Below are 26398 nucleotides of genomic sequence, written 5' to 3'. Positions count from 1 at the left end.
TCAGGGAGTGATTCCGATGAGTTGGGGGATGGGGTTCTGGGAGTAGACCTTGAGCAGGATTTCCTGAAGCCGCTGGGCAGTGGGTTCTCCCCTGTCGTAACCCCATTCCTTCCGGAACTCCCGGGTGAGCAGCTTGTGGTAGGCAGTGGGAATCCGGTACGTCGTGCCGCTCCTCGGTCCACCGAGGTACACGGGAACGAGGTGGTGGTCCTGGTACCCCTGGCTGTTGGGATAGAGCGCATGGGCCTCGGCCAATCGTTGGTGGTAGAGCTTGCGCGCGGCCTGCACTGCTGCCAGGTCTGCCGCGCGCCTCTGCATGTCCTGGCGCTGCTGCGGTGTCGGGCGAGGGTTGAGCGCGGGCGGGTGTCGCCCCGGATGCCCACCCGGGCCACCCCGCCGGGGAGGACGCCTCGACAGGAACTCACCCGGCTCGTTCTCTGGGTCCCGCTCGGGTCCGGACTCGACGGGGTCCTCGAGCTCGACGACGGAGAGCCGGTAGCCGGCCGAGCGCAGCGCCTCCGCACTCCAGCCAGCGAGGCCTGCCTCGTCGAACTCCACCGGGAGGAAGGCGGCCCATTCATCCAGCGTGTCCGCTGCTGACCCGCCACGCACCAGCAGGCTCGTCCCCGTCGGAGCCGAAGCCATCACGCCTACCCCGTGCGAACGGGAGAGGCTCGGAGCGCACCCCAGGACAATGATGACTCCCAGCAGCAGCGGTCGCATCGGGGGCTCCTTCCGGGCAGGGTTCAGAAGGGAGCATTCAGACTCGCACCGCCTGAAACGAAGCGCGAGCCGTTGACTCGGTGGGAGTCGACTTCCTGACGCGGCTGGCCCCCACATCGCTGCGGGTGGAGTGCGTCGGGCGGCTGCGCCGCGGGCCGTACGGGTGAACTCTTATGGACTCCCTGGACTCTCTGGAACTTCTGGTTCTACTCTGAGTGCAGGATGCTTGGCCGATTTCCTGGCGGCCAGCAGGGAGCCTCGATGAATCGGACACTCAAGCAGAGCGCGCTGCTCACCGCGCTGATGATGGGACTCGGCGCCGGGAGCGCCAGCGCGAACTACAACACGTCGACGGCGGCGTACGACGCCAGCTCGGCTCCGACCCTGCTGTCGACGGTGTCGGGGTGTGACGACTGCTCAGAGGTGGTGAACCTGCCGTTCGCCTTCCCCTTCTATGGGAAGACCTTCACGCAGGTGACTGTCTCGAGCAACGGCTACCTGGTGCTCGGCAGCACCACCGCCTCCAGCATCAGCAACCCTCAGCTCTCGTGGTCGGGCTCCACCGCCGCGCCCGCCGGGATGATCGCCCCCATGTGGGACGACTGGAACCCGGGGGCGGGTGGCGACGTGTACGCGGGTGCGGTGGGCTCGGCCTACGTGGTGGAGTGGCGCAACCTCTACCACTACGGGCAGTCCGCCACCGGCGGCTACACCTTCAAGGTGAAGCTCTTCAGCGACGGCGCCATCGAGTTCCACTACGGCACCGTCACCGGGGGCTACGGCGCTGGCGCGGACAACGGCAGCTCGGCCACCTCCGGCTTCCAGGAGGGGCAGAACACCGTCGCCCATCCGGTGAGCTACAACGAGGCCATCCTCTCCAACTTCACCGCCAGGCGCTTCACCCGCCCGGGCGCCGCGGGCCTCTACGTCAACATCCGCGACGGCCTCTTCAACCAGCCGCGTCCCGGTCTGCTCTACACGCTCGACTACACCTGCGGCTCCTCCAACCTTTCCATCTCCACCGTCAGCACCACCTCCAACGACGAGTGGGCGCGCGCGGCCGCGGCCTGTGCCCAGACGCCCACGATCCGGGGCACCCGCTTCGGTGGTGACATCTCGGGCTACAGCGTCTCCACCTATCCGCTCGCCGGTGGCGAGACCGTGATCACCAGCGGCACCTACGTCTTCCTCAAGCGCTCCGACGTGACGCCCCGGCAGACGCAGCAGAGCGCCTTCTCCGTCACCTACGCCGGTACCACTCCCTACCGCGCCGTCCTCGACTACTGGCAGAGCGGTCCGCTCGACAAGCCGCTGCTCATCATCACCGGCTTCGATCCGCTCAACGAGGACTCCACCGCCAACTATCTGATGCTGATGGGCGACCTGGTGCGCACGCTCAACGCCGAGGGCTTCGACGTCATCATCGGTAAGCATGGTGACGGCAACCAGCGGCTCGGCTGGTTCCGGGGCGAGGTGGCCGCGTGGGTGGATGACATCGTCGGCCGCATGCCCGCGGGCAGCAAGGTGCAGGTGGCCGGCATCAGCCAGGGCGGCGTCGTGCTGCGCGACACCCTGCACAACAACACCAACAACATCCTGAGCAAGGTGAAGGCCTGGTACTCCGTGGACTCGCCCCAGCTCGGCGCCAACCTGGGCCGCGCCTACCGCGGCGTCCAGACGCTCCTGATGTGCCACCAGTCGGCGACGCACCCCGGTCGGCGCAAGCTCACCTCGCCGCCCGCCTACGACATGGCCTACAGCATGGCCACCACGTGCTCCTGTGACAACGAGCCGGAGAACTCCACCTGTAGCAACACCTCCGGCTACCATGACCTGTATTACGGGAGCATCGGCTGGCCTTCGTCTGCCATTCCCCGCTACGCGCTGGCCTTCAGCGACGCCAACCCCACCAACGGCTTCACCAAGATGGGCGGCGACTCGCGTCTGTTTGACTTCACCTATACCGGGTGGTTCTGCTCGGAGGATCGCGACTGGGAGCCGGGCCAGCGCGACTGCGTGGCGGGCTCGCGCAGCATCACCGCCGCCGACGTCAACACGGACGAGGGCGCCTCCCTCTGCGGCACCTTCCGGCTGCGCCTCCAGTTCGAGCCGGCCTTCATCAACGCCGACTCGGCGCTGGCGGTGACGGGCAACGCGCTCGGCACGGAGACGGCCAGCTCGAGCTGCCCGGTCAACTACAGCTCGCTTGCTCCCACCCAGTGGAAGGACTGGGCGTCCAATGACTACAACGAGAATCATGAGGTTCTCACCTCCGCGCTCGCCAACCGGATGCTCTCCTGGGTGAGGGCGGAGCAGTGAGCCGGAGCCGCGCTCGGGGATGGTCCGCCCGGGCGTCCGGGAAGGAGCGAGGATGAGGTCGTCAGCCAGTCAGCGCCTGGGGCGGGCCCGGTGGATGGGCCTGGGGCTCGCCGCGGTGCTGGGCAGTGGCCTCGCCATCTGGAGCGGGGGAGGGGCGCCGTCCGAGTCGGAGCGGGCCCCGGTGCGGACCCCTGTGCCCTCCGCGTCCTCCGCTCAGGTGGAGACGGCGAGCGCTTCACGGCCGGCACAGGCTCCCCTGCGAATCGTCCGCATTACCGCGACCCCGCATGACGTGCCCGTAGGGGGGCGTGTGGTGCTGGGCTGCGAGGTGGAAGGAGGCTCGGGGGAGGCCAGTGCGCGGCGCTACACCTGGGTGGCGGCACGGGGGCGCCTGGAGCAGGAGAACGGGCCGACGGTGACCTGGGTGGCCCCGAAATCTCCAGGTCTCCACCAGGTGGGCGTACTCGTCCAGGACGGCGACTCCCAGGTGAAGCAGACGTTGATGCTCCACGTCCACGTGCCCACGCCTGAGGACCTGCGTGCCCTCATGAAGGACAGCGATTGGAAGCAGGCCGGGGAGCAGGCGCTCGCGCAGCAGGCGGCGGTGGAGGCGAAGCTCGCGGCGCTGCGCGAGGTGGTGGCCAGGCGCGAGACGCGGGAGGACCGGCTGCGGGCGTACCACGCGCTCGGGGACCTGGCCGCGCTGCAACTCGGAGAGGGCCGCTACGAGGAGGCGCTGCAATCCTACGAGGAACTGCTGGGCAGCCACCTGGAGACGGACCCCAAGCGCAAGCCGTTCCTCGCGGGCAAGGCCAGTGCCTTGTTCGCGCTCGGGCGGGAGGACGAGGCTCTGCGGGTTTACGCGCAGGCCGGGGACCACAACCTCCCCATGTCCCACTACTACGCGGGTCTGCTGCTGGAGGCACGGGGCCAGCTCCCCGAGGCGATTGAGGCCTACGGGAAGGCCGCCGAGGCCAACCGCTGGTTCGCGGATCCGCTGTTGCGCTACGCGGAGTTGCTGCTGCGTCAGGGGCGGCCCGCCCGGGAGGTCATCGATCTGCTCGTTACGGCCTCGCCCCGCTTCGGGCGGGAGCTGCTGCTCGAGCGGCTGGCCACGGATCCGCAGTTCGCCTCGCTGAACCAGGCGCTCGGAGCGAGCGGCCGGGCTTCGGAGCTCGAGGAGCGCCGGCCCATCGAGACCCGCCTCCCCGAGCCTCCCAGACCGCCCGAGCCCGGAAGGACGGCGGTGATCACCCGGGAGTGAGGGCGTCCCCCGTCAGCGCGCAGCGGGTTCACCGTCAGTGGGCATACGGAAGCCGTGAAGCCCACACCGGATCCGCATACAGTGCGCCGCCCTCAAGGCTGTGACTGGAGAAGGACGTACCATGCGGCAGAAGGTCTTCGCTCTCATCGATGAAACGCTCGCGGCGCTGAAGGCGGCCGGCACGCTCAAGCTGGAGCAGGTGCCGGGCTACGCCGTGGAGCCCCCGAAGAACCCGGCCCACGGCGATTGGGCCGTGAACGTGGCCATGATGCTCACGAAGCCGGAGGGCAAGCCTCCCCGGGACATCGCGAACGCCATCGTGAAGGGCCTGGTGGACAAGGAGGGCATCGTCGCCAAGGTGGACGTGGCGGGGCCGGGCTTCCTCAACTTCACCCTCAAGCCGGGCGTCATCCTGGACGTGGCGCGCGAGGTGCTTCGGGCCGGGGATACCTTCGGGCGGCGGGCGCCGAAGTCCACGGGCAAGCGGGTGATGGTGGAGTTCGTCTCGGCGAACCCGACGGGGCCGGTGCACATCGGCCATGCACGCGGGGCCTTCATGGGCGACGCCGTGTCGCGGCTGCTGGAAGCGGCCGGGCATGACGTGACGCGCGAGTTCTACATCAACGACTACGGCAAGCAGGTGGAGACGCTGGGCCGCACCCTGCACAAGCGCTACCGGCAGCTCTTCGGCGAGCAGGTGGAGCTGGGCGAGGGCGAGTATCCGGGCGAGTACGTCATCGACATCGCGAAGACGTGGAAGGCCGAGGTGGGCGAGCGCTACCTGAAGGCGCCCGAGTCCGAGTGGCTGCCCGTGGCGATCTCGGTGGCCATCCGGGAGAACATGAAGGCCATCCAGTCCAGCCTGGAGAAGGCCAACATCCGCCACGACGTGTTCTACAGCGAGGCCTCGCTGCATGCGGCCGGCAAGGTGAAGGCGGTGGCCGAGCAGTACAAGGCGCGCGGCGCGACGTACGAGGCCACCGAGGCCCGGCGCGAGGGCGAGAAGGTCCGGAGCGAGGACAGCAAGGCCGCCCAGTACGCCGAGCGGCAGCGCGGTGGCACCTTCCTCATGACGAGCCAGCACGGGGATGACGAGGACCGCGTCATCCTCCGGCACGACGGCACGCCCGTGTACCTGACGGCGGACCTGGCCTACCACCAGGAGAAGTACGAGCGCGGCTTCGATCGCATCATCGACGTGCTCGGGGCGGACCATGCCGGCCACACCCCGCGCATCAAGGCGGGGATGATCCTGCTCGGGTTGGAGCCGAAGAAGCTCGACTTCCTGCTGGTGCAGATCGTCCGCATCACCCGGGGTGGCGAGGAGGTGAAGGTCAGCAAGCGCAAGGGCACGGTGTTCGAGCTGGAGGACCTCATCGACGAGGCCGGGGCGGACGTGTGCCGGTTCCTCTTCCTCATGAAGACGGCGAACGCGCGCTTCGACTTCGACCTGGACAAGGTGAAGGAGCAGTCGAAGGAGAACCCCGTCTTCTACTTCCAGTATGGCCACGCGCGGTGCGCGAACATCCTGAAGAAGGCGGTGGAGAAGGGGCAGACGTTCGTTGGGCTGGAGGGGCTAACGGAGGCGCACCTCGCGCGGCTGACGCTGCCCGAGGAGCTGGTGATGCTCAAGAAGATGAGCCAGCTGCCCGACGTGGTGGCGAGCGCGGCCGAGCGGCTGGAGCCGCACCACGTGCTGTACTTCTGCCAGGAGCTGATCACCGACTTCCACAGCTACTACACGCGCTACAAGGCGGACCCCATCATCAGCGCGGACCCGGAGAAGACGCAGGGCCGGCTCGCTCTGGTGGCGGCGCTGAAGCAGACGCTGCGGAGCGCGTTCGCGCTGCTGGGCATCCAGGCCCCCGAGTACATGGAGGCCCCGCCCGAGGAGGAGTGAGGGTGGGGTGGTGACCGCCGTCACCGCCAGACTGAGCTTCGGTGGGGGCATGGGAGTTTTACGTATAGGGCGGACGGGCTCGATGCGAGACAGGGGCGCGTCCGCGCAGCTGAGAATCAGATTTATCTTTTTCTGAGACATCGAGGGGCTTTCAATGTTCTCCTAGGAAGAATGGGCTGTACGGTATTCCCATTTTTCCAAGGAGACGCTTCATGCACTCGAAGCTGCGGTCGACGTTCATGACGATGATGTTGGGGGTCTCGCTGGCGGGCGGCGCTGCGGTCGCGGAGGGCTCGCAGGAGCCCGCGACGAAGTCTCTCCGTGCTTCCCCTCCGGGGAGCGCCAGCGCCGTACGTTGGACGGAGGAGCTCACCACCGGAGAGGGCACGGGCGAGTTCGTGCGCACCGGCGAGGGTCTGGTGTACGAGCCCTACAACGTCATGCGCCGGCCCGAGGGGCTTCGGACCCTTACGGGCCTCTACACCTTCCCGGCTCGCCGGCTGGAGCAGCCCGTGGACACCGTCCGGCCGCTGCTCCGGGCGAAGAGCACCTTCGGGATGGGGGTGGAGGTGGATGTCCGGGTGCGCTCGGCCAGCGGCGCCTGGAGCGAGTGGAGCATCTCCAGCACGGGAGAGGCCGTGCGTCTTCCCTGGGCCGGCACGGAGGTGCAGGTGCGGCTCGCGCTCGTGGCGGACGAGCACGGTCGTGGCCCCGTGGTGCATGACGTGAAGCTGGAGGGAACGCTGGAGGGTGGTGACACCACCCAGGGCGTTCAGTCCCTGGCTGCGTTGACCTACCGCATCTACGCCACGCGCGAGGGGTTGGTGGGCGGCACGACGGCCAACGGCCACGTCATCAAGAGCTATGACCGCTTCGTGGCGCTGCCCTCGCGCCGGGCGCTCGCGTCCAACGGTGGCTCCGAGTACCAGGTGCGCGTGTGCTACTCGAAGACGGCCAGGTGCACCACCACGTCGGTGTGGGACGTGGGCCCGTGGAACACGAAGGATGACTACTGGAATCCCTCGAGCGTCCGCGAGATGTGGAAGACCCTGCCGCAGGGCAAGCCCGAGGCCCAGGCCGCCTACCAGGATGGATTCAACGGCGGGTTGGATCAGTTCGGCCGCCGTCCGGCCAATCCCGCGGGCATCGACATCGCCGATGGATCGTTCTGGACGGACCTGGGGATGAGCAACAACGACTGGGTCGACGTGACGTACCTGTGGACGACGGGCGGCACCCCGAGCACGGGCCTGATCATCGACAACAACAACGCCGCCAATGACACCACCAAGGGCTACATCGAGCTGACGGGGAGCTGGACGGCCGCGACCTCGACGGCGGGCTACTACGGCTCCAACTACCTGTACGCCTCGACGGCGCCGGTCTCCGAGCCGGCGACGTTCTGGTTCTACCTGTCGGCGGCGGCCACCAAGACAATCGACGCCCGGTGGACCGCGGGCACCAACCGCTCGTCGGCCGCGCCCTACATCATCAAGAACGCCAGCGGCACCACGCTGGCCACGGTGTACAAGAACCAGCAGACGGGCGGTGGCGCGTGGAGCACGCTCGGCTCGTGGAGCTTCCCGGCCGGCTGGAACAAGGTGCAGCTGAGCCGCTGGGCCCCCGAGGGCTTCGTGGTCGTCGCGGACGCCATCCAGGTCCGCTGATGAGGTGAGGGGGTAGGGCGGAGACCGCCCCGTGGCGTGTCAGCCGGTCCGCTGGCATGTCACGGGGAGATGCTGGGGCGCCGCGCCTCCTCGAGCGTCTCCGCGTCCAGCAGCACCGCCAGCTTCTCCTGTGCGGAGAGCTGCTCCGGCCGTCTCTCCATCAGCTTGCGGCGAGCCGAGGCGAGCGTGAGGGGCGTCGCGCTGGCGCCCGGTGAGGACGCCAACAGGGCCAGATGCAGGGCGTGGGCGCGCGGATCCTCCAGCACCCGCTCCAGCCCGTCACCCACCGGCTCCAGCTCCCGCCCGGCGAGCTCATGCGCGCGGGCCACCACCGGCGGCGGTGCCGACTCCTCGGGGATGAGGAACAGGCCCCGCTTCGCCGCCCACGTGCCCAGCGACGCACGCGCCGTCCACACCGACAGCGGGATGGACAGCAACAGTCCCGCCACCACCGGGGACAGCCACGGCAGCAGTCCCGGGAACACGGTGAGCGCCACGATTGCCAGCACCCCGCCCACCGCCGTGTGGACCGCATGGCGCCGCGCCGCCTCCGCCCAGGGCAGATCCTCGTCATCGCGCTGCTGGCTCGTCCAGGACACCCGGTAGCCGAGCAGCGTCCCGAAGACGAAGTGCGACTGGAAGAGCATCATCACCGGCGCGAGCAGCGTGGAGAGCACGCTCTCCGCCAGCGCGCTCAGCACCAGCCGGAGCCGGCCTCCCATGAGCGACGCCTGCTCCCGCCGCCCCAGGACCAGCGCGAGCCCGAGGGCCTTGGGCAGCAGCAGCATGAACAGGGACACCGCCATCAACCGCAGCGCGCCCTCGGAGTCGAACGTGGGCCACACCGGAAAGAGCGTGCGGTGCGCCGGGAAGTACTCCGGCTCCAGGAAGCGATCATGCAGCGCCGCCACCAGCCCTACACAGAGGAAGAGCAGCCACAGCGGCGAGGCTACATAGGACATCACGCCCATGAGGAAGTGCCCGCGGCTGAAGGGGTGCAGCCCGCCCGCGAGGACGAGCCGCAGGTGCTGGAGGTTTCCCTGGCACCAGCGCCGATCCCTCTGCGCGTAGGCCAGCAGGTGGGGAGGGGGCTGCTCGTAGCTGCCGCCCAGCTCCGGCACCAGCCACACCGTGTAGCCGGCGCGCCGCATCAGTGCCGCCTCCACGAAGTCATGGCTGAGGATGTGGCCGCCGAAGGGCTGTTGTCCCGGCAGCACCGGCAACCCGCAGTGCTCGGTGAAGGCGGCCACGCGCAGGATGGCGTTGTGGCCCCAGTAGTTGGACTCGCCGAGCTGCCAGGCCGCCGCGCCCGCGGCGACCACGGGCCCGTACACCCGGCCGGCGAACTGCTGCAGGCGGGCGAAGAGCGTGCTCCGTCCCACGAGCTGCGGCGGGGCTTGGAGGATGCCCACGCGCGGGTTGAGATCCATCAGCCGCGCCATCCGCACCAGCGTGTCGCCGGACATGAGGCTGTCGGCATCCAGCACCACCATGAAGTCGTAGCGGCGGCCCCAGCGCTCGCAGAAGTCGGCGAGGTTGCCCGCCTTCTTGCCCGTGTTGTCCGAGCGCCTCCGGTAGAAGATGCGCCCCTGGCCACCCACCCGGCGGCACAGGTCCGCCCACGCCAGCTCCTCGGCCACCCAGGCCTCCGCGCGCGTGGAGTCGCTCAGCACGTAGAAATCGAAGGACTCCAGGTGCCCCGTGGCCGCCACCGACTCGTAGGTGGCCTGCACGTTGGCGAAGACCGCCGACGGATCCTCATTGTGGATGGGCATCACCACCGCGGTGCGCCGCTTCAGCGGGGCCGCCTCTTCCCCGGCGTCCGGCCACTTCAGGCCCGGCAGTCGCCCGCCGAGCACGAGCTGGAGGAAGCCCGCGATCGCCGCCCAGCAGGACAGGGAGATCCATGCGAAGCACAGGGTGAAGAGCACCGTCATCGCCAACTCGGGCGCGGTGAGCCCCCGCGTGCTCAGCAGGCGGAGCAGCTCCCACGTGGCGGCGAGGGTGGAGAGCACGGTCAGTCCGAGGACACACGTCCGGCGGAGCCCGGCGGTCCCGGGCGAGAAGGAATGCGCGTACATGAGAGCGTCCGTGCCTTAGCGGGAGATGGAGACGTCCGGCTCGCCCGCGCGCCACCAGCGCCGGAAGAGCTCACCCAGGGGCCACAGCACCAGCTGCTGCTCCGGCATGGGGGTGGGGAGCGGCAACGGAGCGGGGACGGGCACCGAGGCGCGCAGGGCCTTCACGAGCGCCACGGGCAGCGCGCCCGGCTCCCGCATGAGGACCGTGGCGCCCCACTGCGCGCCCTCGCACAGCACGAAGGCCGCGCGGCCCCGCGTCAGCAGTGCGCCGCCGCTCGCGTGCGCCGGGCCCAGTGTTCCCTCCAGCCAGTCCTCCATGCGCGCCTGGGCGAGGGCCAGGGCGTCCCGGGGCCCGACACCGGTGATGGTGCCGAGCGACCACTCCGCGAGGAGGGAGAGCTCGCCCTCCTGGGAGAAACCGAAGGACCGGAAGAAGGTGTCGAGCGCCGCGCGGGTGTCCGGGTGGCAGGGGAGGGAGGTCGGCTTCTTCACGGTGTCCATAGGTAACTCCATGTCTCGGTGAGGGTCTGGGATCCGCGTCGGAGGAAACAGCGCAGCTCGGCCGGGGCACCCGCCTGGGGTACCAGCTCGAAGGTGACCCGCCAGCCGCCGGTGACGTCGTTGCGCTGCGCGATGGGGTGGAGGACCTGTCCCTTCGAGGCAGTGACGACCGCCTCGACCGGCCCCGCTCCCTCCGGGCCACCGCGAGAGAACTCGAGGACGAAGCGCCGGGCTCCCGCCGTGCTGCCCGCGGCGATGCGCGTGGCGGTGGTGACGGCCACGGAGGGGCGCTCGGGCGGCTCGTGCCCCCAGTGCAGCTTCCAGGCGAGGCGCAGCTCGGCACCGGGGGTGAAGGGGGCCTCGGGCACCCAGAAGGCCACGATGTTGTCATGCACCTCCTGCGGCGTGGGAATCTCCACGAGCTGCACCGAGCCTCGGCCCCAGTCGCCCACCGGCTCCACCCAGACGCCGGGACGCTTGTCGTAGCGCGCCTCCAGATCCTCGTAGTTGGAGAAGGTCTGATCGCGCTGCAACAGGCCGAAGGCGCGCAGGCTCTCCACCTGGAAGCTGGAGACACTCAGGCGGGCCGGGTTCTGCAGCGGGCGCCACAGGTGCTCGCCGTTCTTCATCCACAAGACGAGCCCGTCCGAGTCATGCACCTCGGGCCGGAAGTCGTCGTAGGCGCCCCGGTCGTTCTCACCGAAGAGGTACATGCTGGTGAGTGGTGCCACCCCGAGCCGCTTCACCGCCTTGCGCGCGTGGAGCGTCGCCTCGACCTCCACCACCGTCCGCTCACCGGGGATGATGACGAAGCGGTACGCGCCGGTGACGCTCGGGCTATCCAGCAGCGCATGCACCACGATGCGATCCGCGCCGGGAGCCGGCTTCTCCAGCCAGAACTCACGGAACGAGGGGAACTCCTCGCCCTGGGGGAGCGCCGTGTCGATGGCCAGCCCGCGGGCGGACAACCCGTACACGTTGCCCCGGCCCAGGGCGCGGAAGTAGCTGGCGCCCAGGAAGGACACCACCTCGTCGAAGTGGTCCGGCCGGTTGAGCGGGTAGGTGAGCCGGAAGCCCGCGAAGCTGTCTGGTGGCGCCGGGGGGAGCTCCTTCACCAGCGAGCCATAGGCGAAGAGGTCCGGCGAGAAGCGCAACGGGACCACGTTCCCACCCTCCACCTCGTGCAGGGTGACGGGCGAGGTGTAGAGGAATCCCGGGTGGAAGAACTGGGCCTGGAAGGGCAGGCCGACGTCGCGCCACCAGGCCCGCTCTGGGCGGTAGCGGATGTCCCGGTATTGATCGTAGGAGAGCTGCGCGTAGGCGGACGGGAGCGTCGACGCGGGGGCCTGGTAGGGCCGGTGGGCCAGCTCGCGGGCCCGTTCTCGTACAGTCTCGGCGGTGAAGGACGGCTTCGCTCCAGCCAGCATCGCGTACAGCGTCCCGAGCACGCACGCCACGCGCGCTCCTCGTACAGCCCACTTCATCGACTCCACTTCCACGTCCCTTCTGGCGGGGTTTCCGCCGCGACGACTTGCCCCTCAGCAATCCGTGTTCCACTCACGCGGGACGGCTCTCGCCGTCACGAGGAGTTCACGGAGGTGCGCCACCACCGGCCCGGAGTTGCTTAGGAATCAAACGATTTCGCTGGGTTGGCGGGTTGCCGGCCCGTGACCTGGGGAGTGGGGTGGGCGGGAGGGGTGTGGAGCATGGCAACAGCAGCCCGAGGGACACTGTCCGCTTATTCCCCAGCGCGGGCCCGGCTCGCGTCCTTGAGGCCGCTGGGGAAGCACGGTAGGGGCAGTCTCATGACTCAGGCTTCAACTCCGGTTGCACTGACCCAGGCGCTCTCCCGAGCGGTGCGTACGCCCCTCGAGCATGATCGCTTCGACATTCACGCGGAACTGACCGCCCTGCTCGCCGAGGTGGGCTTCTCTCCCGAGGACTGCGGCGGAGAGGTTCGCTTCAACGGGCTTGATCCCCTCATGCCCAGCGTGGTCCGGCTGGGCGGCTCGGCGGCGCTCGGGCTGGCGCAGCAGTCGGTGGTGGCGGCGAAGCTCTGGCGGATGCGTGGCGGTGCCGGGCAGAACATCTCCATCGAGCTCGCGCAGGCGATCCGCCGCCTCGCTCCCGCGACCGAGAGGAAGTGGGAGCTGCTCAACGGCTATCCCGCGTCCATCCCGGATCCCGTCATCACCAGCTATCTCGACTTCTTCCCGACCCGAGATGGGCGCACGGTGCTGCCCGCGAACATCTATCCCGGCATCAAGTCGAAGATGCTGGAGGTGCTCGACTGCGCGGACAATCCCCAGGCACTGCGCCGCGCGATCGCACGGCACGATGCCGACGCGCTGGAAACGCTGGGCGAGGAGCAGGGCATCGTCATGGCCAAAATCCGGAGCCTCGAGGAGTTCCTCGAGACGGAGGCCTATGCCTACCTCGCCAATCGCCCCCTGATCGAGATTGAGAAGATCGCGGACAGTGCACCCGAGCCGTTGCCTACGCACGGCCTGCAGCCGCTGTCCGGCATCCGTGCGCTCGGCATGGGGCACGTCATCGCTGGGGCCGGTATTGGCCGCTCCCTCGCCTCACTTGGGGCGGATGTTCTCAACGTCTGGCGTCCCCGCCAGACAGAGCACGATGCCATCTATTGCACCGCCAATGTGGGGATGAGATCGACCCGGCTCGAGCCCCGCGAGAAGCGGGGGGCGGCCCACCTCCGCGCGTTGCTGGAGCAGGCCGACATCTTCTTCGCCAACCGCCGTCCCCGTCTGCTGACAGAGCTGGGTCTCGACCTCCAGACCGCCACGAAGATCCGGCCCGGACTGATTCACGTCACCGTCAGTACCCATGGCGAGGGCGGGCCCTGGGCGAAGCGCGTCGGCTTCGATCAGGTCGCGGGCGCGGTCACGGGCATGGTGGTGGCGGAAGGCACGCTCGAGAAGCCAAAGCTGCCCCCAACGGGGATCGTGAATGACTATCTGGTTGCCTGGCTTGGAGCCACCGGAGCGATGGTGGCGCTCGCCCGCCGTGCGACGGAAGGCGGCAGCTATCGCGTTCACGTCTCCCTCAGCCGGGCCGCGCTCTGGATCCTCTCGCTGGGCTTGTTCGACAAGGGCTACGTGAAGTCCGTCGCGGGAACCGCGGGTGCGCATGCTTTGATCGATCCGGAGCTCTTCACCGCCCGTACCTCCTGCGGTGTCTATCAGGGGGTAACAGAGAACGTCTTCATGTCGGCGACGCCGCGCCGCTTCGAGACCGTGCTCGTGCCGCGCGGCTCCAGCGATGCCGTCTGGCTGCCGCGTTGAGTGCTGGCACTCACATCCTTCGCTAGAGTGTTCCCCTCGGTACACCCAAGGGGGACACCATGCCTCAGATGCTTCGCCCGCCGTCCGTCGGTCCCATCGTCGGACACACCACGGACACCAGTGTCCGCCTGTGGATCCGGGCCGCCGATGTTCAGGATCTGCGCACCGTCGGGGTGGCCGCGATCTACGAGCAGGGCCAGCTGGAGCCCAAGCAGGTGCGCTACTTCCGCCTCCATCGCGAGTATGACCGCACCGGCACGGTGGACTTCGACGGCCTCCAGCCCAATACGCGCTACACGGCTCGTTTGGGCGCGGTGGCGGTGGACAGCCTCGATTCCGAGCTGATTGTCGAGGACCAGGAGGTCTTCGAGCGGCTGCCCAAGAACCTGATGGTGTGGAAGGAGGACTTCCGGCGGCTGGATGAGGGCGAGGTCTCCTTCACCACCTTTCCCAGTGCGGCGGGAGGCGGCTTCTCCTTCCTCATGGGCTCCTGCCGCTACCCGGGCGTCATGGGTCAGTCCAAGCGCTCGGATGAGATCTTCCAGGCCATGTCCCGGCACGTCGAGAAGGCTCGGGGCAAGGACACGCTCCAGCCTCGCTTCGTGCTGATGATGGGAGACCAGATCTACGCCGACAAACTCAACAGGACCCTCTCCATGGGCCGCGCGGATACCTGGCGGGAGTTCCAGGAGCGCTACATCGAGGCGTTCTCCACGCCCTATATCCGCCAGCTCATGCGCTCGCTGCCGACCTACATGATCCTCGATGACCACGAGATCGAGGACAACTGGGTACAGGCGCGCCTCCGGGATGCTCTCAAGCGCGACCTCTTCCACAACGCCATCCGCGCGTACATGAGCTACCAATGGGTGCACGGGCCGCGGAACTTCGACAAACGCATCCACTACAGCTTCGATTGCGCCCAGAGCCCCTTCTTCGTCCTCGACGTGCGCACGCAGCGCATCCGCGAGGACGCCGATGCCTCCCTGCGTGGCAACCACCTGCTGGGCTATCCCGCCAAGGCGAGCGCCCCAGGCTTCAAGGGCCAGCTCGACCAGTTCTGTGACTGGCTCGTGGAGATGCAGCAGCAGCGCGGCAACGTGCCCAAGTTCGTCGTCTCGCCCGGCGTCTTCGCGCCCAATGACGTCGGCTCGCGCGGTGGAAGCGGGGCTAGCGACTCATGGCCCGCCTTCCCCGAGACCCGGCGGCGCGTGCTGCGCGCCATCGTCGACAACAATGTCCAGAACGTCGTCTTCCTCTCCGGTGACGTGCACTGCTCCAACGTGTCGGAGATCTATTTCGAGAAGAAACGGGGAGGGAAGCTGCCGCTCAAGGCCTTCTCCATCGTCTCCTCGGCCTTCTACTGGCCCTTCCCGTTCGCAGACGGGGACCCGCTCGGCTTCGTGCACGACTCGAAGGCCGAGGATGATGGCTTCGATATCGACGGCTCCGTCACCATGCACTACCGCAGCCGCGGCTTCGAGCAGGACGACAACTTCACCCAGGTCTCCTACGACACGACCAGGAGCGTGCTCCTGGTCCAGAACTACAGTCGAAAGGGCCTCGCCTTGAAGGGCCCCCACGAGCTGAAACTCGCGGCGCTCTGAGCTCAGCAGCCGAGGTTGCCGCCGGCGCTCACGCCGAGCAGGTTCGTGAAGCGCAGGTAGGTGTCCACGCGGCTCTGCACCTGGGCGGGGTTGCGGCCGTAGCACTCCAGCGATCCGTTGATGGTGCGGATCGTCTCGCCGAAGCCGGCGTTGTTGACCATGGCGTTGTGCGCCGTCATGGAGCCGGCGCCAGTCTGCGTCATCCAGAACCAGAAGCCCGAGCGCCAGGAGGCGTTCGCGTCCTGCGCGAGCAGATCCGGGTTGGCCTGCAGCGGCAGTCCGAGCGCGTTACCGGCGGCGCAGTAGTTGCCGTTCCAGGACAACTGCATGGGGCCGCGCCCGTAGTACCACTTGCCCGACGCACAGCTACAGCCCGGAGGACCCCACGAGGTGTCGCAATACGCCGCCTTGTTGATCTCCTCGACGTACATGAGGCCACCGGTCTCGTGCGAGACATTGGCGAGGAAGGCCGCCACCTCGCGCTTGCGGGTGTCGGTGTCACCCGTGGTGGCGAACCCAGGGAAGGTCGAGGCCGCGGCGATCAGGGCGTCGTACGTGTAGAACGGGTTGCGGTTCGGGAACATGGTGTTGAACATGGACGCGCTGAGGATCGCGCCCAACCCGGTGGCTCCGCTCCCACCGAGCTTGTCGAAGGTCCAGAGCTGGTTGGCCCCACCGGTGTACGGGTACTGGACGAGGATCGTCCCGTTCTCCGCCGAGCCCCAGTACAGATCGATCGCCATGTCCGTGTGGCGCGCGTGAATGCTGAACTGGTTGTTGCCCCGGGCCACGAACTTGAACTGCTGATTGGCCCCGCCGCCGTACGTCCATTGATGGACCAGCGCGTTCTGCGCGGTGCTCACCTCCTTGATGTCGAGCCCCTTGTTGCTGTTGACGTTGATGATCTTCCAGTAACCATCCGACGTCGGGGAGATGTGGAACTTCTGCGCGTTGGTGCCGTTGCAGTCCCACTCCTGCACCTTCGCCCCATCCGCCGTGCTGGATGACGAGATGTCGATGCATTTCTGGGTCATGGCGGACCGGATGACGTAATCGCCCTCGGTGATGCTGGACACGATGACGGCGCTCTCGGTCTGCGCGCTCTCTTCAGACGACTTCAGCTCCTCGACGGCACATCCACTCAGTGCTCCCAGAACACCGAGCAGGGACACGCTGCGGTACAGACTCTTACGGACCATGATGACCTCCTTGAAGGGGAGGGCACTCTGCCCGATTTAGAGCTCATCCAGGAATTTCAGGTTACTGTTCATTAATTGGAAGATGGGGATAGCCCGCTGCCCTGCGCTCCTCGTCTGTAGCCTCCGGGTCCGAGGCCGTGCCATCGCTTGAAAGCCTTGTTGAAGGCTACGGCGCTGACGTAGCCCACGCGAGCCATGGATGCCCCCTCTCCCTCTGGGCTGAGGATTGCACACGCTAAGTAGGCGGGGGAGCGGAGGAAAGGTGCTGGGCGAGGGTGAAGCCGGCGACGTAGTCGCCCAGCCGTTCGTAGCCGCGCCAGAGGACGAGCCAGCCCGGAGGTTTCTTGTCCGGGTTGGCCATGTAACCGCCTAGGGCGGCGATGAGCAGCAGGGCCTGACGAAGCGTCAGCGCCCCTTGCAGTCGCATGCGTGGAGAGAGTTGGGGTGCCATGGCTTGGAGCACCTGCACCTCGGCGGGCTCCAACACTTCATCTGCGGGCTCGTCCGGGAGAGTGCGGCTCAGGGTGCGCAGGCGCAGCATCTTGACGGAAACCAGCAGAGTGAGGACGAGCAGGTTTTCAAGGTGCTCGCGCCTCTGGTGCTGACGCCCCTCCAGGCGGCAGCCCGTCTTCAGGGCCTTGTGCAACTCCTCAATCCCCCACCTCTTCTGGTAGGTGGACACCGCGCCCCAGGCCGCCTCCACGCTTTCAATGGGCACGTTGCTCAGCAGCAGCCACTCCACTGCTTTCTGTCCCTGTGGCGGCTCTTCTTCGCGCACCAGCACGCCCCACACCGGCACCGGCTGCCCACCCTGGCGCCCGGGAGGCAGCAGCGTGAGAGGGACGTAGCGCAGCACCAGCGTGGCGTCGCGTGCCGTGCGCGCCGGCTTGTCCGCCCGGGCTGGTTGCGCCGACACGTGCAGCAGCCGGCTGTCCACCACGGGCAGCCCCTCCATGGTGGCCCACAGCCTCCCCCCTTCTCCCTCCACGCGCCTGTCCTGGCCGGCGCGCACCAGCAGTTGATACGACGCGCTAGCCGAGCGGGAGAACAACTCGAAAATGTCTCCTTCGGCGTCGATGACGTGCAGCAGTCGCCCTGGCTCGCCCACTCCCTCTTCGGCCTCCACCATGGCCTGCCACCACAAGCTGCTTTCCTTCTGCTCGAAGGGCCGCTGCTTCCTGCTCTTGGCCTTTCCCCTTTGCGCGGCCGGGCGCGCCCAGGTGCGCGCTCCCAGCACTCCAAAAGCGGCGCCGTCGGCCTGCACCACCAACGCCGTCTGCAGAAAGAAGCCCTGACACACGGGATTGCCCACCTGGCCCACCCCGCTCATGGACAGATGGCTGAGCTCCACCTCGGTCCGGTCGTGTACACACAAGGCCACCTCTCCCGCCTGCCCTTTCGCCACCGCCTTGCCCACTGTCCGGGCCGCTGGCTCCAGCAGCTGCCGGAAGCTGACGTCTTCGTTCTCCAGCATGCGGTAGGCCCCCATTCGCTCCGCCCGGCTGGTGCCCAATCGGTTGATGGTGACGCCGGGCTGCCCCTCCATCAGGTGAAGGGTGTGCAGCAACCTCTCCCTCAGCCACACCTCCTCAAGCGGACCGAAACTCCCTGCTGGATAGAGAACCTCGTACGTCAGATACAAAGGGGCAGCTTCCATGGGCTGCCTCTCTATCCGGCCCTACCGCTCACGTCATGCTCCATCCAGCTTGCTCACCCCTTGCTCCCTCTCTCCCTCTGCGTGTGCATTCTTCAGCCCTCTGGGAGAGGGTTGGGGTGAGGGTCTTTCGTCAGGGGCTCACCGTCATCTCAACCGGTGCTGGGCCGACAGGCATTGGGTTGAGGTACCTGTGAATCGCCTGCACCACCACCGAGCCCTCTCCCACGCTCGAGGCCACGCGCTTCACCGAGCCCGAGCGCACGTCTCCCACCGCGTAGATGCCCAGGCGTGTGGTCTCATAGGGTGAGGCGAGCGGGTGTCCCTCGGCGTCGTACCCGGTCTTGACGAAGCCCTTGTTGTCGAGCTCGAGGCAGCCCTGGAGCCACTCGGTGTTTGGCTCGGCGCCGATCATCACGAAGACGTTGCCGATGCGGTGCGTGGACACCTCGCCTGTGTCCCGGTTGATCCACGTCACCTCGCGCAACAGCGTGTCCCCGTCGAGCGCGGTGAGCTCGGTGCGCGTATGCAGGGTGATGCGGGGCGAGGAGTGGATTCGCTGGACGAGATAGTCCGACATCGTCGCGGCGAGTCCCCGCCCGCGTACGAGCACGTGGACCCGAGCGACAGTGCGTGAGAGGAAGACGGCCGCCTGGCCGGCCGAGTTGCCTCCTCCGACGACGACCACCTCCTCGCCCGTGCACAGCTGGGCCTCCATCGCGGTTGCCGCGTAGTGGATGCCCTGGCCCTCGAAGCGCTCCAGTTGGGGGACGTCGAGCTTGCGGTAGCGTGCGCCCGTGGCGATGACCACCGCCCGTGCCATCACCGTGCGGCCATCCTCCATCCGCAGCCGGTAGGGTGTGCGCTCGCAGTCGATGCCGGTCACCGCCCGCGAGATGAGCAGCCGTGCTCCGAACTTCTGCGCCTGGACCTGCGCCCGTCCCGCGAGCGCCTGGCCCGAGATGCCGGTGGGAAAGCCGAGGTAGTTCTCGATCTTCGAGCTGGTGCCCGCCTGCCCGCCAGGTGCCAGGGCCTCGATGACGAGCGTCTCCAGCCCCTCGGAAGCGGCGTAGACGGCGGCGGCGAGCCCTCCCGGTCCAGCGCCCACCACCACCAGATCGTAGGAGTGACCGGGGTCCACCGATTCGGTGATCCCCAGCTCATCGGAGAGCAGGGCGTTGGGGGGATTGTGGAACACGCGCCTCCCCGGTGCGATCACCACGGGGAGCTGATCGGGTGTCAGCTTGAAGCAGGCGAGGAAGCCACCGGCCGCTGGGTCGACCTCGGTGTCGAGCAGTCGGTGGGGGTAGCCGTTGCGTATCAGGAAGCGCTCCAGCCGGAGGGTGTTGGCCCCATGGCCGGGGCCGATGAGGATGACCCCTCCCTGCGAGTGTTGGATCAAGCCGACCCTGCGTAGGATGAACGCGCGCATGATGAGCTCGCCGATGTCCGGCTCGCCCGTCACCAAGCGCCGGAAGTCGGCGTGCTTCACCCGCACCACCCGGCTGTCCGTGGTGGTGCGGCCGCTCACCAGGATCTCCCGGTCATTGAAGAGGTTCAGCTCGCCGGTGAACTGCCCCTCGGAATGCTCGACGACGAGGTTCGGCTCGCCGTCGGGCCCGAAGTCGAGGATCTCGATGCACCCCTCGAGCACGAAGAAGAAGTCGATCCTCCGGTCCCCACGCTGGAAGAGGAACGTTCCCTTGGGCAGCCACTCCTCGGTGCCATAGGCGGAGACCCGCGCCGCCATGTCGGGGCTGAGGCGCGGGAAGGTCTGCGCGTAGCGTGCATCGGGGGAGGCCGGGTCGCGCTCGGACTCGCTCTGGACACGTGGGGGCCCCATGAGGCCGAATCTAGGAAGGGGAGTGTCTCCCGCCAACGCAGTCTCCAGAGCGGGCGGGCGTCTGGCTGGCTCCTTCAACCCGGTACTTGTCAATCCGCGGCCCCGGCATTGCACCGCACGAGTGACATGCGGAAATCTTCCCTCATGGTCACCCGTCGCCCTCCCGAGTCCGAGTCCACCGAGCGAAACGCCCCGTCCGTCGAGGCGGCCTTCCAGGCGGCTCCAGCGGAGATGGTGGCGGAGATCCTGGACGGTGAGCTGTACCTCAGTCCGCGCCCGGCCCGCCCACATGCCAACGTGGCGTCGAGGCTGGGCATGGTCATCGGGACTCCTTTCATGCTCGGCAGGGGCGGACCGGGAGGCTGGGTCATCCTCGACGAGCCGGAGCTGCACCTCGGCCCGCGCCCAGACAAGCTCGTGCCGGACCTCGCTGGGTGGCGGCGCGAGCGCCTTCCGGACGCTGTCGGAGGGGATGCGGCTCCGGCCCATTACGACCTTGTTCCGGATTGGGCCTGTGAGGTGCTCTCCGATCGCACGCGGAGCAGGGACAAGGGCCAGAAGATGCGCATCTACGCCCGAGAGGGGGTGCGGCACCTGTGGCATGTGGACCCGGTGGCTCGCACGCTCGACATCTTCCGGCTCGCCGAAGGTCAATGGCTCTCCGTCCAGTCCTTCTCCGGGGAGGCGCGGGTACGCGCTGAACCGTTCGACGCCATCGAGCTCGAGCTGGCGCTCGTCTGGTCCAGATAGGGGAGCACTCATGCCTCGCGAGCCTCCCATCGTCCTGCCCGTCTCGCTGCCCCTGCTCGCACACGCCAACCCCTGGGCGCTCCTGCTCGCGAAGGAGGAGGGTTATTCCCTCTCCAACGCTTCGCTCTTGTCCGAGCGCTACGCCTTGAAGAGCGACGAGAAGCCCTTCGTGAGGGAGCTGCTGCGCCGCAAGCGGAACATGTGGGCCTTCCGCTGCGATCAGCGCCGCTTCGCGGGAGACTTCGTGGTGGTGGACATGTCGGAGCCTCGTCCCGAGCGGCGATGGGTGGTGGTGCTGGACCTCAAGATGGGGGCACCGCTCGTGCTCGGCGGTGGTGGGGCCGGCGTACAGCTCACCCAGGCCCAGGCCGCCGTGGAGGCCCTCGCCGCACGCCAGGGCATTCTCTCCCCGGGTGCCCGCTACGAGCTGGCCACCGGAGACAAGGCCGCCATCCTCTCCTATCTGTGTGCTGGCCGGCGAGGGGGGCGTCCCTCGTAAGTCAGCGCATCCGCCGCAGGGCCTGGATCAGCTCGGGCAGCACCGCGTCCGCCTCTCCGGGGACAAGCACGGTGTCGAGGCTCCGGGACAGGCGGGAGGCCGTGCGTTTGATCTCCACCACCGGCACTCCGTTCGCGCGAGCGATGCGCGGCAGCTCGGAAGCGGGCGCTACGTCCATGGCCGTTCCCACCACCAGGAGCGCGTCGCATCGCCGTACAAGCTCGAGCGCCTGGCTCATCCGCTCCGGCGCTACCCGCTCCCCGAAGAGCACGACGTCTGGCCGCAGCGGACCGTTGCAGCGCTCGCAGCGTGGCGGACGTGGCGTGGTGGTCCCCACATAGGAGCCGGCGGTCCGCCCGGGCCGGGTGTTGCAGTCATGGCACCGGGTCTCGAGCAGGGTGCCGTGCAGCTCGACGACAGGGGGCATCGGCGCGGGCTCACCATGGACTTCGCGGTGCGCCTCCTGGTGCAGTCCATCCACGTTCTGCGTGACGATGCCGAGCAGATCCGGGCACTCCGCGAGCGCGAGGTGCGCGGCATTCGGACGGTGCTGGCCCTCGCCCAGGAAGTCGGCGATCACCTCCCAGAGCACCTCCGGGGCCTCGCGGAACTTGAACACCGAGACCGCCGCATCTCGGTCCCAGCGTTGCCACAGCTCCTTGCGCGTGGCCAGGCCGCTGCCCACCGAGATCCCCGACCCGGTGAGCGCCAGGATGGAGCGGGCACCCGCCAGCAGGTGCGCGGCCTCCAGAGGGGTCGCGACCCGTGACTCCCGCTCCCCATTCGATTCCGGGAGTGGCGCCTCTTTGCTCGGGGGCGCCTGCTCCTCGAGCAGCTCCGTCACCAACGGCGCGGCACACTGGGCCAACGGCCGTGCTCCCAGGGCCAAATCGTTCAAGGCATCCGCGAGCTGCCCGCGCACCCGCTGCGCCAGGACGGGCGGCAGAGCACCCGGGCCCGGTTCGAGGCTCGACCGGAGGAGCGAGATTGCCTCCATCCGATGTCCAGCGAACCGCAGCGCGACGCCCAGTTGGTAGCGAGAGAGCCGGTGCCCGGGGTGGGTGGCGAGCGCCCGGGACAGCCAGGAAATGGCCTCCTGAAGCTCTCCCGCGACGAGGGCAAGGCTCCCGAGCTGCGCGCAGGCCGGCGCCAGGGTGGGTTCGAGCTCCAGCGCGGCCAGCAGCTCGGCTCGTGCCTCGGTGAGCTCCCCGCGAAGCCGGTGGGCGAGGGCGAGGTGATAGCGAGCGCGTGCATCGTCGGGCGAGAGGCAGACGGCCTCCCTCAGATAGCTGGCGGCCTCGTGCTCGTGGCCCGCCCGGAGCAATGCGAGTCCTCGGGTATGCAGCTCGTTCATGGGGTTCCGCGTTACGATACTCCCCATGCGCTGGTTCTTCCTCGTTCTCGCGTTGACCGTTCCGTTGGGGGGCCATGCCCGTGTGGTGGAGGGGCGGGTGGTGGACGAAGCGGGCGAGGGCATCGCTCAGGTGACGCTGAGACTGACCGACACCACCCGGCTCAGTGGCTACGTCGACAGCGCCGGCTGTGGCACCTATCACCCGATGGAGCTCGTCTGGACGGAGGCCGATGGCCGCTTCCGCGCGGAGCTCCCCTTCACGCCGAACGAGGTGGAGGTGTCGCAGGTGCCCGAGGACTTCTACACGCCGACCGAGCCGCTGCCGGTGACGCCAGGCCAGGAGGTATTGGTGCGGCTGCGGCGCATTCCCTGGCTCATTTACGAGGGACAGGTGGTGGACGAGCAGGGCGCACCGTTGGTGCAGGTGGACATTGAACCGGGCGGGCGCACCGATGACACGGGCCGCTTCAAGTTCAAGCTGCGCCCCGAGGTGCCGCACGAGCGGTTCCGCTTCCGCAAGATGGGCTTCAAGCCGCTCTTCGTGCCCGAGGGCGAGACGGCGAAGGTGGTGCTTCGTGAGCGGCGGGCGCTGGTGAAGGTGAATCTCCTCGACAAGAAGACGAAGCAGCCAGTAGGGGGGCTGTATCGCGTCGCGGCGTACCTCGGTGGCGAGCGGCTCAGCTTCTGCTCCGCGGGAGACGTGGAGGTGACCCACGAGCCGGCGGTGGGGGAGTGCACCCTCGACGTGGAGCCGGGCCTGGTCGAACTGCACGTCGACGGCAAGCCCGTGTCCAAGCTCAAGATGGCCTCCGCGCCGCGCGAGGTGAGCCTCGAGGTGACGCGGCAATGACAGACACCAACAGGATCTTGCTGATATTGGATCTGGATGAGACCTTGATCCATGCCAGAACCCAGAGGCTGGCGCGGGCAGAGGACTTCTGTCTGTTTGATTATTACGTCTATGTGCGGCCGCATGTGGATCACTTCCTGACGGAGTGTGCGGCCCATTTCCGCCTCGCGGTCTGGTCCTCTGCTTCCGATGACTACGTGGGCGAGGTCGTGAAGCGGATCTTCCCCCGGGGGCTCACCCCTGAGTTCGTCTGGGGACGGAGCCGGTGCACGTTCTCACTCGACAGGGCGCAGGTGCAGGAGTTCGGGTATCTCGACCCGAGCAACCACTACAACTACGTCAAGAAGCTGCACAAGCTGAAGCGGAAGGGGTACAGGCTGGAGCGCACCCTGATCGTGGATGACACCCCCGCCAAGTGCGCTCACAACTATGGCAACGCCATCTATGTGAAGGAGTACAACGGGGAGGAGGATGACAAGGAGTTGCCAGCCCTCTCCAAGTACCTGGCAACCCTCAAAGACGCCGTCAACGTGAGGACCATCGAGAAGCGGCACTGGAGGTCCGTGGCCGCCAATCAGACGCGGCCCGTCGTGCCCTGAACCAGGTCCTTCATGCGCACCACCAGGTGGGTGTCCTTGGTCCCCAGCGTGCTCGCATCATCGGTGGGGATGACGTAGCCCTCGTCGGCGCCGACGTGCTTCCGGTAGAAGTCCACCACTCCCTGGTCCTGCACGTTGGACGTGGTGGTCTTCTTGATGCCGTAGACCGAGCCATCCGCATTCCGGGCCTTGACCGACTCGGGGGCGGACGCCAGGAGGTTCTCCTCCGTGCCGGACTTCTTGCCGCCGCTCTCCGGCGCGATGGTCATCGAGGCGTTGTCTCCTTCGATGTAGCTCACGTCGTAGTAGGTCTGGTCGCCGCCACCGTTGAACTTGACCTCACCGAGCGTGGCCGCCGCCCCATCGCCGGACGCGCTGCGGAAGTTGCCGGACCAGCCCTTGGGGAACTCCACCGTCTGCGTCTTGCCGGGCTCCAGGGTCACGGAGTCGACTGCCTTGTCCCCGGCGTTGGGCGTGAACTGGATGGTCATCGGCGAGCTGCCATCGTTGGTGAAGGTCATCGTGTTGCCAGTCTTCGCGGCACCACCAGCGTCCTTCGCGACAGGGGCCGCGGGCGCCCCGCCCAGCGTCGGTGCCCCTCCACTCGCGGCACTACCGGCGCTCGGGCTAGGGCTTGGGCTCGGGCTTCCCAGGGACTGCGGACCCTGCACCCCCTGGCCACCCGCGCCGACTTCGCTACCCAGCAGCTGCGCGGCCTTGGTCAGAACCTGCGCCAGCCGCGCGAGCTCCTGCACCGCTGCATCCAGGCCGCTCGCATTCTTCGCGCTCAGCGGAGAGTCGAATCCGTCGGCCTCGAGCAGCCGCCGCAGGGGGTTGCTCTGCTGCGAGCCCTGGAGGTTCGACAGCCCCTGGGCCGGCGTGGAGACCGGCTCGGCGCCAGGCGTGCGCACGGAGGAGGGGCAGGAGACCTGCGAACGGGAGATGGGGGCGATGGCCATGGCGGGAGTTCCTCGGGAGTTCAGTGGAAGGGGCGGCTACTTGTTCGCGGCACGGGTTGGCGTAGAGCAGGAGCCGTGCCAGGGCCTTTTGGCCTCTCTTGGTGCTGGCAGGAGGCCCGTCTCCCGCTGGGGAGAGGCGCGCGCTGGTGTCGGTTGTCACCATTTGGGGCGGAGATCCTGGTGACTGCCGTCACCCCCTGGTGACCGCTGTCACCACCCCTCCAGCGCATCGAGAGGGGGCTCTCAGACGAAGAGCAGCTCGACGACCTGGAGCCGCAGGAGCTGGCGCGCCAGGTCCTGAACCAGATCCACCTCGGCCTGCCCCATGCTCTTGCGGATGGCCTTCTTCAGATCCGTGGCGGAGAGCACCAGGAGCTGGCGCACCTGCCGGTTGGAAAGCAGGGGATTGAGGTTGCGCAGATGGGCGACCAGGTTGCAGAGCTGGAGCACGGTCAGGCCGGCGATCACGACCTGGGAGGTTGAGCCCTCCTCTGGGCTGAGTCCCACCGCCACCACCTGCGGCACCACCAGCAGCGACCGGGAGAAGTCCTTCTCGGGGGTTATCCCCAGCCGGGCGAGCTCGGCCAGCATGGGGCCGGTGTCGTGGCCGGGCACGACGGGCAGCACGTTCGCCAGCTCGAAGCCCTGGAGCACCTCCTCGTACTGCTTCCGCGCGTCACTGCCCGGGCGGCCCTTCTGGAAGTCTACGAAGGCCTGGTGCACCTCGGCCATGAGCTCCCCCACCAGCGAGGCGTCGTCCGCATTCGGCGCGACGCCCATCATCGCCACCATCTGGGCCCGGTACTCGGGATTGGAGGCGGGTCCCTTCCACAGCTCGTAGGTGAGGGAGCTCTCGCTGAGCACCAGGGGCAGGTTGACGACCCCCAGGCGGCCTGGGTTCTTCAGGAAGGCGGCCAGCCGGCCATGGACGTCCTTCAGGACCTGGAGCAGCCGCTCCTCCACCGCGGCGCGTAGCATCGCCCGGCCCTTTTCGGCCGCGGAGCGGGCTTCCTCGCCGCCCTGGATGACCTCGAACCGCCGTGGCGCCTGTTGGGAGTCGTGAACCAACGGGCTCGGCCGTGGATCCATCGTCTGTGCCGGTGCGGACCGATTGCTCATGGAGGAGTGCCTTCCGTGGGGGTACGGCGCTCCCTAATGCAAGCGGCGATCCAAGTGCGTCGCGGCCCTGGAGCCGATGGTCCCGGGGGCAAGCAGCATGGGCCCTCCGCGACTCTCAGCCATGAGTAGCCGGGGGAGCAGCCCCCTTTCCCGCAGGCTCCTGCGGAAGGAAAAACCTATCAGCACTGTAGTCGTTCGAAGGCTG

General features: G+C 68.0%; 20 protein-coding genes. 10 read left to right on the top strand and 10 right to left on the bottom strand.

All coding sequences use genetic code 11. From position 1 onward, the window contains the following. Positions 1–723 (bottom strand): hypothetical protein, encoded by a 723-nt coding sequence (locus tag OV287_RS28620; RefSeq protein ID WP_267537229.1) that lies wholly within the window; start codon positions 721–723, stop codon positions 1–3. A gap of 261 nt (positions 724–984) precedes the next feature. Here OV287_RS28620 and OV287_RS28615 point away from each other — a divergent pair, with 261 nt between their 5' ends. The 4 genes from OV287_RS28615 to OV287_RS28600 all read left to right on the top strand — a co-directional run bounded on the left by OV287_RS28615 (position 985) and on the right by OV287_RS28600 (position 7873). Continuing rightward, the gene (locus tag OV287_RS28615) at positions 985–3042 is read left to right on the top strand and encodes an NIDO-like domain-containing protein (RefSeq protein WP_267537228.1); all 2058 of its coding nucleotides are present in this window, start codon (positions 985–987) and stop codon (positions 3040–3042) included. 52 nt (positions 3043–3094) lie between these two features. Beyond that, positions 3095–4306, top strand: a complete 1212-nt coding sequence (locus tag OV287_RS28610) for a tetratricopeptide repeat protein (protein ID WP_267537227.1) — start codon at positions 3095–3097, stop codon at positions 4304–4306. A gap of 121 nt (positions 4307–4427) precedes the next feature. Next, complete coding sequence (locus OV287_RS28605; RefSeq protein ID WP_267537226.1) at positions 4428–6206, top strand: arginine--tRNA ligase; 1779 nt, start codon at positions 4428–4430, stop codon at positions 6204–6206. A 212-nt stretch (positions 6207–6418) separates the two neighbouring features. Continuing rightward, positions 6419–7873: a DUF8814 domain-containing protein gene (locus OV287_RS28600; protein WP_267537225.1), complete on the top strand. Its 1455-nt coding sequence runs from the start codon at positions 6419–6421 to the stop codon at positions 7871–7873. Positions 7874–7932: 59 nt separating this feature from the next. Here OV287_RS28600 and mdoH read toward each other — a convergent pair whose 3' ends face one another. From mdoH to OV287_RS28585, 3 genes are read right to left on the bottom strand one after another with little or no spacing between them, the layout of a single operon-like run. Then, entirely contained in the window at positions 7933–9954 is a 2022-nt protein-coding gene (mdoH, locus tag OV287_RS28595; RefSeq protein WP_267537224.1) for a glucans biosynthesis glucosyltransferase MdoH, read from the bottom strand. A gap of 15 nt (positions 9955–9969) precedes the next feature. Further along, positions 9970–10455, bottom strand: coding sequence for a hypothetical protein (locus OV287_RS28590; protein ID WP_267537223.1), 486 nt, complete (start codon positions 10453–10455; stop codon positions 9970–9972). After that, positions 10443–11939 carry an OpgD/OpgG family glucan biosynthesis protein gene (locus tag OV287_RS28585; RefSeq protein ID WP_267537222.1) on the bottom strand — a complete coding sequence of 499 codons (1497 nt, stop codon included), beginning with the start codon at positions 11937–11939 and terminating at the stop codon, positions 10443–10445. The genes OV287_RS28590 and OV287_RS28585 overlap by 13 nt, the downstream gene beginning before the upstream one ends. A 321-nt stretch (positions 11940–12260) precedes the next feature. Here OV287_RS28585 and OV287_RS28580 point away from each other — a divergent pair, with 321 nt between their 5' ends. Together OV287_RS28580 and OV287_RS28575 are read left to right on the top strand one after the other, a co-directional pair. Beyond that, positions 12261–13760 (top strand): CoA transferase, encoded by a 1500-nt coding sequence (locus tag OV287_RS28580; protein ID WP_267537221.1) that lies wholly within the window; start codon positions 12261–12263, stop codon positions 13758–13760. Between the two features lie 59 nt (positions 13761–13819). Beyond that, positions 13820–15367, top strand: coding sequence for an alkaline phosphatase D family protein (locus OV287_RS28575; protein WP_267537220.1), 1548 nt, complete (start codon positions 13820–13822; stop codon positions 15365–15367). Positions 15368–15369: 2 nt separating this feature from the next. Here OV287_RS28575 and OV287_RS28570 read toward each other — a convergent pair whose 3' ends face one another. The 3 genes from OV287_RS28570 to OV287_RS28560 all read right to left on the bottom strand — a co-directional run bounded on the left by OV287_RS28570 (position 15370) and on the right by OV287_RS28560 (position 20063). Next, complete coding sequence (locus OV287_RS28570) at positions 15370–16566, bottom strand: glycoside hydrolase family 19 protein (protein ID WP_267537219.1); 1197 nt, start codon at positions 16564–16566, stop codon at positions 15370–15372. A 235-nt stretch (positions 16567–16801) separates the two neighbouring features. Continuing rightward, the gene (locus OV287_RS28565; protein ID WP_267532091.1) at positions 16802–18223 is read right to left on the bottom strand and encodes an IS4 family transposase; all 1422 of its coding nucleotides are present in this window, start codon (positions 18221–18223) and stop codon (positions 16802–16804) included. A gap of 130 nt (positions 18224–18353) precedes the next feature. After that, the gene (locus OV287_RS28560) at positions 18354–20063 is read right to left on the bottom strand and encodes an FAD-dependent oxidoreductase (RefSeq protein WP_267537218.1); all 1710 of its coding nucleotides are present in this window, start codon (positions 20061–20063) and stop codon (positions 18354–18356) included. Positions 20064–20207: 144 nt separating this feature from the next. On the opposite strand from OV287_RS28560, the gene OV287_RS28555 reads away from it, so the two are divergent. Both OV287_RS28555 and OV287_RS28550 read left to right on the top strand, forming a co-directional pair. Then, entirely contained in the window at positions 20208–20813 is a 606-nt protein-coding gene (locus OV287_RS28555) for a Uma2 family endonuclease (RefSeq protein WP_267537217.1), read from the top strand. A 10-nt stretch (positions 20814–20823) separates the two neighbouring features. After that, positions 20824–21312 (top strand): hypothetical protein, encoded by a 489-nt coding sequence (locus OV287_RS28550; RefSeq protein WP_267537216.1) that lies wholly within the window; start codon positions 20824–20826, stop codon positions 21310–21312. 1 nt (position 21313) lies between these two features. Here OV287_RS28550 and OV287_RS28545 read toward each other — a convergent pair whose 3' ends face one another. Then, the gene (locus OV287_RS28545) at positions 21314–22666 is read right to left on the bottom strand and encodes a Sir2 family NAD-dependent protein deacetylase (RefSeq protein ID WP_267537215.1); all 1353 of its coding nucleotides are present in this window, start codon (positions 22664–22666) and stop codon (positions 21314–21316) included. A 25-nt stretch (positions 22667–22691) separates the two neighbouring features. Between OV287_RS28545 and OV287_RS28540 the strand changes: the two genes are divergently transcribed. Both OV287_RS28540 and OV287_RS28535 read left to right on the top strand, forming a co-directional pair. After that, complete coding sequence (locus tag OV287_RS28540) at positions 22692–23516, top strand: hypothetical protein (RefSeq protein ID WP_267537214.1); 825 nt, start codon at positions 22692–22694, stop codon at positions 23514–23516. After that, positions 23513–24115, top strand: coding sequence for an NIF family HAD-type phosphatase (locus OV287_RS28535; RefSeq protein WP_267537213.1), 603 nt, complete (start codon positions 23513–23515; stop codon positions 24113–24115). The genes OV287_RS28540 and OV287_RS28535 overlap by 4 nt, the downstream gene beginning before the upstream one ends. Here the strand turns inward: OV287_RS28535 and OV287_RS28530 are convergent. Together OV287_RS28530 and OV287_RS28525 are read right to left on the bottom strand one after the other, a co-directional pair. Continuing rightward, the gene (locus OV287_RS28530; protein ID WP_267537212.1) at positions 24091–25074 is read right to left on the bottom strand and encodes a glycoside hydrolase 64/thaumatin family protein; all 984 of its coding nucleotides are present in this window, start codon (positions 25072–25074) and stop codon (positions 24091–24093) included. The genes OV287_RS28535 and OV287_RS28530 overlap by 25 nt on opposite strands. Positions 25075–25317: 243 nt before the next feature. Continuing rightward, a complete protein-coding gene (locus OV287_RS28525) occupies positions 25318–26193 on the bottom strand; it encodes a hypothetical protein (protein ID WP_267537211.1) in 876 nt (291 codons plus the stop codon). Positions 26194–26398: the final 205 nt, after the last annotated feature.

The organism is Archangium lansingense (assembly GCF_026626635.1).
In the GTDB taxonomy this organism is placed as follows: domain Bacteria; phylum Myxococcota; class Myxococcia; order Myxococcales; family Myxococcaceae; genus Archangium; species Archangium lansingense.
This window is presented reverse-complemented; position numbering and strand designations above follow the sequence as displayed.